The 11,472-nt window shown below is 44.8% G+C and carries 9 protein-coding genes and 1 pseudogene; 7 read left to right on the top strand and 3 right to left on the bottom strand.

Annotated features, from left to right (window positions below; translation table 11 throughout):
• The 4 genes from PF479_RS08860 to PF479_RS08845 form a co-directional block, all read left to right on the top strand.
• The coding region (locus PF479_RS08860) for a glycoside hydrolase family 2 TIM barrel-domain containing protein (RefSeq protein ID WP_298005087.1) at window positions 1-2,007 on the top strand (2,007 nt) is incomplete at its 5' end.
• Window positions 2,008-2,218: 211 nt separating this feature from the next.
• Window positions 2,219-3,154 carry an adenylate/guanylate cyclase domain-containing protein gene (locus tag PF479_RS08855; RefSeq protein WP_298005084.1) on the top strand — a complete coding sequence of 312 codons (936 nt, stop codon included), beginning with the start codon at window positions 2,219-2,221 and terminating at the stop codon, window positions 3,152-3,154.
• A 5-nt stretch (window positions 3,155-3,159) separates the two neighbouring features.
• The gene (locus PF479_RS08850; protein ID WP_298005081.1) at window positions 3,160-4,035 is read left to right on the top strand and encodes a class I SAM-dependent methyltransferase; all 876 of its coding nucleotides are present in this window, start codon (window positions 3,160-3,162) and stop codon (window positions 4,033-4,035) included.
• A gap of 22 nt (window positions 4,036-4,057) precedes the next feature.
• Window positions 4,058-4,591, top strand: coding sequence for a cob(I)yrinic acid a,c-diamide adenosyltransferase (locus tag PF479_RS08845; RefSeq protein WP_298005078.1), 534 nt, complete (start codon window positions 4,058-4,060; stop codon window positions 4,589-4,591).
• 30 nt (window positions 4,592-4,621) lie between these two features.
• On the opposite strand, the gene glgA is transcribed toward PF479_RS08845, so the two are convergent.
• The 3 genes from glgA to trxB all read right to left on the bottom strand — a co-directional run bounded on the left by glgA (window position 4,622) and on the right by trxB (window position 8,831).
• Window positions 4,622-6,088, bottom strand: coding sequence for a glycogen synthase GlgA (gene glgA, locus PF479_RS08840; RefSeq protein WP_298005074.1), 1,467 nt, complete (start codon window positions 6,086-6,088; stop codon window positions 4,622-4,624).
• A 72-nt stretch (window positions 6,089-6,160) separates the two neighbouring features.
• Window positions 6,161-7,840 carry a glycoside hydrolase family 3 protein gene (locus tag PF479_RS08835; RefSeq protein WP_298005072.1) on the bottom strand — a complete coding sequence of 560 codons (1,680 nt, stop codon included), beginning with the start codon at window positions 7,838-7,840 and terminating at the stop codon, window positions 6,161-6,163.
• Between the two features lie 58 nt (window positions 7,841-7,898).
• On the bottom strand, window positions 7,899-8,831 hold the full coding sequence (gene trxB, locus PF479_RS08830) for a thioredoxin-disulfide reductase (RefSeq protein ID WP_298005069.1): 933 nt from the start codon (window positions 8,829-8,831) through the stop codon (window positions 7,899-7,901).
• A gap of 129 nt (window positions 8,832-8,960) precedes the next feature.
• Between trxB and PF479_RS08825 the strand changes: the two genes are divergently transcribed.
• The 3 genes and pseudogenes from PF479_RS08825 to flgK form a co-directional block, all read left to right on the top strand.
• Window positions 8,961-10,376 carry a tetratricopeptide repeat protein gene (locus PF479_RS08825; RefSeq protein WP_298005067.1) on the top strand — a complete coding sequence of 472 codons (1,416 nt, stop codon included), beginning with the start codon at window positions 8,961-8,963 and terminating at the stop codon, window positions 10,374-10,376.
• A gap of 69 nt (window positions 10,377-10,445) precedes the next feature.
• Window positions 10,446-10,946, top strand: coding sequence for a hypothetical protein (locus tag PF479_RS08820; RefSeq protein WP_298005064.1), 501 nt, complete (start codon window positions 10,446-10,448; stop codon window positions 10,944-10,946).
• A 15-nt stretch (window positions 10,947-10,961) separates the two neighbouring features.
• Window positions 10,962-11,472: pseudogene (gene flgK, locus PF479_RS08815) on the top strand (flagellar hook-associated protein FlgK); the annotation flags it as partial.

Genomic DNA, 11,472 nt, shown 5'->3' with positions numbered 1-11,472 from the left:
GGGTCATATGAAAAATCTGTTGAGACTGAATTTTACATTCAGAACAGCGGATTAGAGGTCCTTACCAGGATTCTCTCATTTACTTTGAATACCGGAAAAGAAAGTTTTGTTTCTTTGGACAAAGAAATTGAAATATTTCCTGGAAAATCTGGGCACAAAATCAAGCTGAATCATTTGACTGGTCTTGAGGATTGGTCTCCTGATCATCCTGCTCTGTATACAATCACAGCTCTTCTTCAGAAATCCAGGGGAGAGGAAGTCCCGGAAGATAAAATATCCAGAAGGATCGGATTTCGAGACGCAGCCTTTAGATCAGACGGTTTTTATCTGAATGGAGAAAAGATTAAATTACGGGGACTCAACCGGCATCAATCCTATCCCTATGTCGGATATGCCATGCCGGCCCGGGAACAGAGGCAGGATGCAGATCGTCTTAAGAATGATCTGGGACTGAATCTGGTGAGAACTTCCCATTATCCTCAGTCTTCAGACTTTCTGAATCGCTGTGATGAGATCGGACTTCTGGTGTTTGAAGAACTCCCGGGATGGCAGCATATTGGCAATCAGGAGTGGCAGGATAATGCCTGTTCAGCCCTTGAAGAGATGATCCGCCGGGACTGGAATCACCCTTCGCTTATCTTATGGGGAGTCCGAATCAATGAATCCGAGGATCATCATGAATTCTATGCCCGAACAAACAGGCTGGCGAGAGATCTGGATGATTCAAGGCAGACCGGAGGAGTCCGGTATATCCAGAAGAGTGAAACTCTCGAGGATGTATATACGATGAATGATTTTATTCACAGCGGTTCAAAAAAAATCCTGAGAAATCCGGATAAAGTGATCCGTCGTGGATCGATTCCCTATCTGGTGACCGAATTCAATGGTCATATGTTTCCAACCAAGCGTTTTGACCAGGAAGAAAGGCTGCGGGAACATGCCCTGAGGCATCTCAGAGTTTTGAATTTTATGATGGGTCATCCAAGGATCAGCGGTGCCATAGGATGGTGTGCCTGGGATTATAATACTCACAGAGAGTTCGGCAGCGGAGACCGAATCTGTTACCATGGCGTCTCTGATATGTTTCGTATTCCTAAAATGGCAACCGCCGTTTATTCCAGCCAGATAAGTCCGGAAAAAAAAATAGTCATGGAACCTGCTTCTTTATTTGCCAAAGGCGAGAGAGCTGCTGCCCGTATTCTACCCATCGAGGTGTATACCAACTGTGACAGCATCTCGGTATATAAAAATAATCACCTTATCGGAACATACCAGCCGGACTGGAAAAATTACCCCCATATGGAGCATCCTCCGGTGATATTGAAAGATCTGGTGGGATTTCAGGCCGAGGAGCTCCCATTTTCATCCAGAGACAAACAGGTTTTCAGGAATATGATGAGTTATGTGATGATTCATGGTGAAGAGAAACTCAGATGGTATCATTATCTCCGCATGGGCCTCCTGATGACCAGGTACAAGCTGAAAATCAATGATATTATCAACCTTTTTATGAAATACAATGCCGGTTGGGGGGAGGATGAAGATATCTTTGAAATCATCGGTCATTACAAGGGTGAAGAAGTCTGCCGAAAAACCTTTGGTTCCGGAATAGCATCCCTTTTAGCAGTAAAGGCAGATTATACCGATCTTTCTACGGGAGATTGGGATACGGTCAGGGTGGAATACAGGCTGGAAGATCAGTATGGCAATATTATGCCCTATGTAAATGAAGTGTTAACACTTGAAATCGATGGTCCTGCCAGTGTCATCGGTCCTTCTGTAATCGCCTTAGTGGGCGGAGTCATTGCTGTCTGGTTAAAAACAACAGGAGAGGCTGGTCAGATTGAACTGAAAGGGCAATGCTCCCGTTTTAATGCGGAGACTGTCATACTTCAGGTCAATCCGGCTGACAAACCAGGTGTCGACAATATTATAGAGGAGCTGGAAGAACATTCCTGCCAGGATAGGGAGGCTGAGACGGAAGAGGAGAGGGCGAATCGGTCCTGAAAACATCCAATCATCCACGGGATTTCCCTTTGTATCTATTTTGTTTTCTTTCATAATGATCTCCCGCACTATTCATATCCAATAATGGATCATAAAAGTATAAATCTCCTGGGTCAATCCGCCTTTTTGAAATTTGTGAATAGGAGATAATACTTGAGATATATATATAATTTATCTATAATGGCGTCGACAATATAGATATGGAGTTTTTATGTTAGATCCGTCCCTCAATAATCTTTTGATTGAAACCATTGCCTCCAATATTAAATCCAAAGAAATGGATGAGATCGGCAGAATGCTGAATAAAAAATTCAATCTCTATGATTTGGCAGAAAAAACATCGGTTGTTACTATCGGTGCCCGTTCGGCCGCCACTGTATTGGTCGAAAATATGGAATCTATCAATAAACTTCATGATTTTATCAAACTATTGGCAGAACTTGATAATAACCAGATCCTCGGCAGAACCCTTCAGATGGAAGGGTATGATTATTTTTTGCAGCAGTTTACCCATACTGGGTATTTTTATGATTTTACTAAACGAAAGGTACTGCCCATTAAAACAGAAAGCAAAGAAATGTCTAACTGGGGAGCCTTAAAAGACGGTAAGAGTTATCCCATAACAATCATCAGTGTGGATATAGTTGCAAACTCCAGGCTTGTAAATAAACACGGCGACAAGGTCATGAAAAAGGTGTACACAAACCTCTGGAAATTTCTCAGGAACAGTCTGTCCCATACGGATGGAAGAATCTGGACCTGGGCGGGAGACGGGGGAATCCTGGCGTTTGCCTTTAAAGACCAGATTGAAAGAGCCGTTAAATTCTCAGTTGAGGTTCAAAGAACCATTACCCTGTTTAATATGGAAAAGCATAATCCCATACAAGATTATATTGAGCTCAGACTGGGAATCAATACAGGAAAGCTCGTGTACCACAATGATACGGGCCAGATCATTTCTGAAGTCATCAATCTGGCTGCTCATCTGGAAAAAAATAAAACAATACCCGGCGGAATTTCCGTTACAGAAAAAGTTTTTACCTCTATCAATCCGAAACTTCAGAGTATTTTTCGAGGTATCGGAAATTTTGAAGGTGTTCCCTGTTTTCAATCCGAACGTCTAGATCAGATTCTCTGCCTGGATTGATAATAATGAATGAAAATGCCTGTCAGGACAATTATGAATTCCTGGACTGCGGCCATCTCAAGCGGCTGGAGAGAGTCTCAGGCTGTACCTTTCTCCGTCAGGCTCCTCAGGCGGATTTTCCACCTTCCCTGAAAGAATTATGGTCTTCTCCCGATTACGAATACAGGATTGAGTCAAAAGGCTTCTCCTGGAATATGACTCCCCGGGAGGATGAAGCTCTTCCGGATTTCTGTTCAGGCTCTCTTGTGATGGAAATCAGATTATCTGAAAATGGACAGATCGGAGTCTATCCGGAACAGCAGAACAACTGGGACTGGTTGGGGGCTTTCATTTCTGAGACAGAGAATCCACTCAGAATCCTCAACGGATTTGCCTATACCGGAGCATCCACGATTGTCTGTGCCCAGGCACTCAAAGGAAGGGCTGACTCGGAGATCTGTCATCTTGATTCTTCAAAGAGTGCAGTCAACTGGGCTCGTACAAACAGGGGCAAGTCGGGTCTCCCGGAAGATTCTATCCGCTTTATTGTTGACGATATAAGTCGATTTCTCGATAGGGAAATTCGCAGAGGAAACCGTTATGACGGCTTGATCCTCGATCCTCCTGCCTTCGGCCGGGCCAAGGGCGGGGTGACCTGGATTCTGAAAAGAGATCTGCCTTCCCTGATGGACCGATGCCGTCAGGTTCTCGTCCCGGAGCCCTCCTTCTTTCTCCTGTCCTGCCATGATCCGGAAATTTCCAAAGCTGACCTTGCCTCGGCTCTGGCTGGAACAATAGGAAGAAACAGAAGTGAGATTGAGACAGTGGATCTGATTCTTTCTTCTAAAAATGGGAACTCTCTGCCCAATGGTATCGCCGCCCGGTGGAGCCGGAAATATTGATTCATCATAAGGAAGGACCGGAATGAAAGGTTATGTTCAGGTTTATACAGGCAATGGTAAAGGAAAGACAACCGCCTCTCTGGGGTTGACCCTGAGAGCCCTGGGAGCCGGCCTTTCAGTTTTTATTGGACAGTTTCTCAAAAATGGTGATTACAGCGAAATCAAAATGCTGGAAAAGATGAAGAGTATTCTGGAGAAGGATCAGCTTCTTGAGATCCGTCAATACGGAGAGCCACGGTTTATAAAACAGAACCCTTCGCCGGCAGATGTAGAATCAGCCTTGAAGGGCTGGAAGGAAATTCAGAGTGCTGTCCTTTCTGGTCATTATAATCTGGTCATAGCCGAAGAATTGAATGTTGCTTTAAAAATGAAACTGATTCCTCTGGAAGAAGTGCTGGCTCTGATTCAGGCAAAACCCGGGGATGTAGAACTGGTACTTACGGGCCGATATGCTCCTGATTCAATCATTGAGGCCGCCGATCTGGTGAGCGAAGTTCAGGAGATCAAGCACTATTATCAGCAGGGGATTCAAGGCAGGACCGGGATTGAAAAATAATCCTTCCCGGATCGCTTTCTCTGACAGATTTTATATTTTTTTCAGGCTGACAAGTTCCTCATAAATCTTAAGATATGAATGGGCCGACGGACCCCATGAAAAGTCTTCCTTCATGCCTTTTAATCTCATTTCATCAATCAGCTGTGGCTGATTCTCCCAGCAGTTTACAGCTCTATCCAGGGCCTGTCTGAAATCCAGAGGGTCGGCCTTGTCAAAGGCAAAACCTGTGGCCTCTTCCCAGCCGACATCCTCGGGGTCTTTGACCGAATCGGCTAGTCCTCCGGTTCTTCTCACAATGGGGATCGTTCCATATTTAAGACTGTAGAGCTGATTCAATCCGCAGGGTTCATAGCGGCTGGGCATCATAAAAAAATCTGCTCCCCCTTCAATCAGATGAGACAGCTCTTCATTGTAGGTGATTTTGACCGACAGATTCGGGAAAATGCGGCTCAACCGGGTCAGTTCTTCTTCACACCAGGGTTCCCCGGTACCCAGAATCACCATCTGTACTTTTTTTTCATTGCAAAAATCTTTCAATATTCCCGAACCGGGTTTACAGAGTTCTTCTATTCCTTTCTGCTCAACAAGACGGGATATCATGGCAAAAAGAGGTATATCCGGATCAATTTCCAATCCGAATCTATTCTGAAGTCTGGCTTTGCAGTTTCTTTTCCCTTTAAAATCCATAAAAGAATAATTATCCGGAGCAATAAAAGCATCGTGGATGGGATTCCAGCTGTCATAATCCACACCATTGAGAATTCCGGTCAGATCATTTTTCCGGTGACTCAGGGACTGATCCAATCCGTGTCCATAAGGAAGGGTCTGAATTTCCAGGGCATATCCGGGTGATACGGTGGTGATGTGATCGTTATTCTCAATGGCAGTTTTTAGAAAATTGATTTGACACTCTTCCATCATATGGTAGCTTCTCGTTTCATCCGGGGTAAGACCGATCCAGGGAAGATCCTGCTTCGTATAGCAGCCCTGATAGCCCATATTATGAATAGTGAAAACAGAGGAGCATTCAAGGAATGCTTCAGGAGCTTTTTTAAGATAAATGGAAGCCAATCCGCAAGGCCAGTCATGACTGTGAATCACATCGGGAATCCATTCTATATGGGTGCAGACTTCTATGAAGCTCCGGCTGAGGAGGCTGTATCTCTGGGCGTTATCCGGGTATGAGGAGGATGGGGTGGGACCGTAGATGCCCTTTCTTCCAAAAAATTTACTGTTCTCAATAAAATAGACAGGTATGGCCGAGTCTTCGAGAGTTGTTGTATAAAGATGGACCCTTTCAAATCTGTTGACCATATCTATATCTATCATTCCAAGAGATTCAAAACCCTCTGCATCAATAGAATCGTAGAGGGGCAGGAGTATCCTGACATCGTTTCCCAACTGCTTCAATGAAAGGGAGAGGGCACTGACCATATCTGCCAGGCCGCCGGACTTCGCAAAGGGAACTGTTTCACTGGTCATCATCAGAATCTTCATAAGCTGTGGTACCTCATCCTCAAATTTATCAATTCATTTAACAGGTTTGTTCTCATAGTCATCCTTGATCATTCACTGGGCATGAAGGTCATGGATAAAATCGACAGGTAGTCTTCCTCTGGGAAAAAAATCTCCCCGGATGGCAGCAAAGCCGGATTGATAGGAGTCTTTACCGCTGCCGTAAACGGCTACGGCATCCCGTACCCAGGGCAAGTCATTCAGATAGACTGGAGTCAACGAAGATAAAACAATGATTTTTTCAGCCAGGTCCTCCAATTCTTTCAGGATATACAGATCCTGATATCTGGAAAGACTAAAAATGATAAAGTCATAGTCTTCAGCCCTCTGTCTGATGCGGCTGATCACGTCCCATTTTTCGTTATTGTCAAAGGAATAGGGGATTTTCAGGCTACTTCCTTCAAACATGGCTTCTCCCTGCCTTCTGAAATCAGAATATAGGCCGCAGATGAGTGCTGTGCTGTTGAATGGTACAGGTATGACCGACTGCCTTACTAAGGTTGTACTGCGGGCGGCCTGACCAAAAAAGAATTCTTTGCTGTCCCTACCGGGAATGTCTTCCTTGATTCCAACAGAGGAGGGGTGAAAGGGGACATGATCCGGCCTTTTGAGATATTTTGCCTTGATTTTCAATACCCTGGAGGCGGCTGTGCGGACATCCTGCGCAAAACCAGGGTCAACTTTCATAAGCTTTATCAGGTATTGCCAAATTTCTTCATGTACATCAGGATTCCTGCTTATCAGAAGAATATCACTCCCCGCGCGCAGGGCTGTTTCACACACCTCGGGAAGGCTTCTGTTATTGTATCGAGCCCCTTGCATGACTAGATCGTCGGTGATGACTAATCCTTCGTAGTTCATTTCATCCCTGAGAATATCCTTAAGAAAGATAGGGCATAAAGAGGCAGGTTTCATATTTTCTGTTATATTCGGGAAGGCCAGATGCCCCACCATGATGGCAGGTAACCCTTCCTTAATCATCATTTTATAGGGAATCAGGTCATGTGATTCAAGGAAGTCAAGAGTCGAGGGAATCACAGGAAGGGTTCCATGGGAGTCTTCATCGGCATTGCCATGACCCGGAAAATGTTTCGCCGTGCTGATAACAGCAGCCTCTTCCATCCCCTTGAAAAAGGCGGTTCCCAGTGATCCCGTCTGTATCGGGTCCTGGGAAAATGCTCTGGGGCCGATTACATCGGCCAGCGGATTGAGGTAAACATCCACGGTGGGGGCAAAATTCATATTAATTCCCAGACGTCTAAGTTCCTGACCTATGTACAAACCAGTCATATATGAGTCGTAGGGGATACCTGAGGCTCCAAGAGCCAGATTTCCGGGAGTTATGGATGTTTCCCCCTTAATATGACGAACCCATCCGCCCTCCTGGTCTGTCGCAATGATCAGGGGTATTTTAAACTCCGTATTCAGTGCCCCGTCCTGCATGTTACCAATCGTATCGGCCAGGACGGATAGATCATTGGCATTCCATCCGAAAATCTTGATTCCTCCGATCTTTTTCTCGGTAATCCAGTCCATGATGACCTCTGACGCTGTTTCTCCCATATAACCCAGCATGAATACCTGACCCAGGATGTCTTCATCAGTCATGGAATCAAGGAGTTCTTCAACAAGTTGTTCATTTGGAATTTTCGAACTAAAGTCCAGAGAGGTCAGAGGGTAAATAACCCCGAAAAAAAAGAAGAGATGTAAAAGTCTTTTAGTGTGTAAAGCCACAGATTATCCTATTAAAAAGAAGCCCGGTATTGACCGGGCTTCCGTATTTTACCGAGGCTTAAATATAGGCTTCTCCCTTGAGGTCGTCAATATAGTTAGAAGCAGAGTGAGCTGCTAAGGCACCATCGGCTGCCGCTGTAATGAGCTGCCTGAAGGGAGTATCACGTACATCTCCCACCGCATAGAGACCCCTAAGAGAAGATTCCATATTGGTATCAGCAATTATATATCCTGTCTCATCTTTTTTTACATCCGGGACAAGTTGGGTTTGGGGGATGGAACCGACAAAGACAAAGACAGCATCAAATTCCTCTTCCATTACTTCATCACTGTCTGTTTTTGCAAGGATGACCCGATTCAATTTAACGTCATTTCCTTTGATCTCCTTAGCAACAGTATTGAAACGGACCTCAATATTAGGATTGTTCAGGACTCTGTCAGCCACGGCTTTCTGAGCTCTGAATCTGTCTCTTCTGTGGATCATCACCACTTTGTCCGTCAGGTTTGCCAGGTAATTGGCTTCATCACAGGCGGCATCTCCACCACCGACAACGAGCATCTTTTTATTCTTGAAGAATGGGCCGTCGCAAGTGGCGCAGTAGGAAACACCTCTGCCCCCGAACTCTTCTTCACCGGGTATCTCCAGATGACGGTGTTTCGCTCCCGTTGCCAGGACAACCGCTTTAGCTGTGATCGATTCTTTAGAAGTCTCGATGGTAAAAAATTTACCCTCTTTTTTAATACTCTTGACAGAGGCCGTCAAAAACTCGGCCCCAAATTTCTGTGCCTGCTTATGCATATCCATTGAAAATTGAAATCCATTGACCGGTTCAGGGAATCCGGGATAGTTTTCCAGATCTGCAATCAGAAGGGCTTGTCCTCCCGGTGCCATTTCCTCAATGACCAGAGTGTCCAGGTTTGCTCTGGAACCATACTGTGCTGCACTCAATCCTGCTATTCCACCGCCGATAATGACAAAATCTTTTTCCATATTCTATATATCTCCTCTGCTTTTCATTCATCTTTTAATGATTCAAATATAATAATTGATACCTGGAAAATCAATTATTTCAGGACCGGGAGCTTTGATATCTCCCAAGTTTCGCCTAAAATTAAATATATGAAGAATTATCCCCTCAAATCATTTATTTTTATTCTATATATAGTACTGACTTTGACGGTTTGGGGAGAATCCATCCCCTTCCAGTCAGATAAAGTCTTTGAATCCTATGGGGCGATGAAAGATCCCCTGGGATATGACCAACTTATCCGCCTCTATCTGATCAGTTCAAGCCTCACTGAAAGTGAGCTGCCCGGGTATGAGCAGAAAATAAAATTGATCCTGGAAGAATCTGAAGATCTGGTTTCTACTTCAATGGCGGAAGCAGAAAAGACAGAAGCCCTACTGTCCTTCATGCATAGGAAGCTTCTAAAACGCTACAGCCTTACCCAGACCCGTCTGGATACTCTGATTGATAGGGGGACCTATAACTGTGTTTCCTCAGCAGCCTTTTTTATCATTCTGACCCGCTATCATGGTATCCGGATTGAAGGGATTCATGTTGACGATCATGCCTTTTGCATCCTTCCCTCCAGGGGGGATCGCATAGAAATAGATATTGAGACGACAAGTGAATGGGGTTTTGACCCGGGGAGCCGGAAAGAATTCCATTCCAGTTTTACCGACAAAACAGGATTCGTCTATGTGCCACCGGGAAATTACAGACAAAGAGTCCATCTGGGTGACAAGGATATGGCGGGGTTGATCCTGCAGAATCGAATCGTTGAACTGCAGAAAAGAAATAAACATAGGGATGCATTGACTCTGAGTGCGGACCGTCTTGTTCTGACCGGTTCTCTTCAGGCACAATCTGATTATTTTGATACAGTGCAGAATGCAGCTGCCTTGTTGAATACTCAAAAGGACTATCTTGCTGCAGTGAGTCTTATAAACGAAGCCTCTACTGGTCCCTACAGTGTTCCTGCTTTTTTGAAAAATACCCGGTCACAGATCCTCTATAATGCCTGTGCTGAGATGGTCAACAATAACAAGCTCCAGGAGGCTGCTGATTTTCTGGCTGCTCAGGGAGATTATATGATGCCGTCTGAACAGAGTATGATGAAGTTCCTTATCGCACAGCGCACACTGGAATTGAAAGTAGGGGAGCCATTTTCCAGGGCTACCATAAATGAGATTAAACAGGCCCTGGATTCAACATTGATAACAGAGGCAAGAGCCCTCTCTCTGGCAGCATACCACTATAGTCTGCAAGCAGAATTGTTCTCAGCTGAAGGACGTCATAAAGAGGCCTTGAATTTTCTCCAGGGAGCCCCCTCATGGGTCCAGCAGGACCGGGAATATAAAAGGATTCTGAACATCATTCGGGATAATACAGCCATTGCTTACCACAATCAAATGCTTGTCCTGATCAATGAAGGGAAAAAAAAAGAGGCTGAAGAGCTCTTGAATGAGGCTTTGGATTTAATTCCCGGTCATTCTCTCCTTTTACAGGATAAGCGTAATATAACGCGCTGACAGAAAAAATAAAAATCCTAATCTTCCAGTTTTAAATACCGAGAATTGAAGAGAAGGAGTATCTTGAGAATGTTAGCAGCCAAGAATACGGTCAAACTGATTGATATACTAAAGAGTGAGCTGGAACTGCTTGAAGAGTATAACAGGGGATGCGAATCTCTTCATAAAAATGTAGTTGCCAAAAACTGGACGACCCTTGAGAGTGTGTTGAACACCCTCAGAAACAAGGCTGACATGCTGAATACCCTGGACCAGAAGAGAGAATCATTTATTCTTCAATTAAAAGAAGACTGCGGTTTGTCTCCTCAAGCGTCTTTCGGCCTGTTAATGACTCATTTGGATACTCATGCCCAAAAAGAGATCAAGATGATGAAGCAGAAAATCCGCTTGGCAGTCTGCGTTTTGCAGACAAGAATCAACGGCATAGGATCTTATACAGAATCTCAGACTAGTGCACTCCGGGATGTTCTGGATGAACTGATTCCAGATCAGAGAGGGAGAATTTATAATAGCAGCGGAACAGCTTCCAGAGTGGAAAACAAGCCGCTTCTGTTTAACCATCAGTTTTAAAGAAAAGGATTGTTTATGGGTTCCACATTCAGCGGTATCGAGTTAGGAAAAAGAAGTCTTCAGGCTCACACACAGGGGCTGCAGACAATCGGACACAACCTCAGTAATGCTTCAACCGAAGGGTACAGCCGGCAGAGAGTACGGCTTTCTGCAACTGATCCTATTTATATGCCCCAGATGAACAGGGCAGAACGGCCGGGACAGATTGGTCAGGGTGTGGATGTGACCATGGTGGAACGCATAAAAGATACATTGCTTGAAAACAGAGTTCTGGCTCAGGGAGATGAAACCGGATACTGGGAAACAAGAGACCAGTATCTCCTGATGGTGGAACAGATCTACAACGAACCTTACGATACATCTGTGAGAACCCTCATGGACAAGTTCTGGGACAGCTGGCAGGAACTTTCGGTAAATCCCGAAGAGATCCCTTCACGTCAGGCTGTGCTGAAACGGATTGAATCCCTTATTGACGGAATCAACAGCCGTTATAGAAGGCTCAATGAAACAAGAACCATGATAAATG

This window comes from Oceanispirochaeta sp. (assembly GCF_027859075.1).
Classification (GTDB): Bacteria; Spirochaetota; Spirochaetia; order DSM-2461; family DSM-2461; genus Oceanispirochaeta.
This window is presented reverse-complemented; position numbering and strand designations above follow the sequence as displayed.

Bases quoted from the DNA above. Each gene is read 5' to 3' on its own strand.
- PF479_RS08855 (WP_298005084.1), top strand. From the start codon at position 2,219: ATGTTAGATCCGTCCCTCAATAATCTTTTGATTGAAACCATTGCCTCC.
- glgA (WP_298005074.1), bottom strand. From the start codon at position 6,088: ATGAAGATTCTGATGATGACCAGTGAAACAGTTCCCTTTGCGAAGTCC.
- PF479_RS08820 (WP_298005064.1), top strand. From the start codon at position 10,446: ATGTTAGCAGCCAAGAATACGGTCAAACTGATTGATATACTAAAGAGT.
- PF479_RS08825 (WP_298005067.1), top strand. From the start codon at position 8,961: ATGAAGAATTATCCCCTCAAATCATTTATTTTTATTCTATATATAGTA.
- PF479_RS08850 (WP_298005081.1), top strand. From the start codon at position 3,160: ATGAATGAAAATGCCTGTCAGGACAATTATGAATTCCTGGACTGCGGC.
- PF479_RS08845 (WP_298005078.1), top strand. From the start codon at position 4,058: ATGAAAGGTTATGTTCAGGTTTATACAGGCAATGGTAAAGGAAAGACA.
- trxB (WP_298005069.1), bottom strand. From the start codon at position 8,831: ATGGAAAAAGATTTTGTCATTATCGGCGGTGGAATAGCAGGATTGAGT.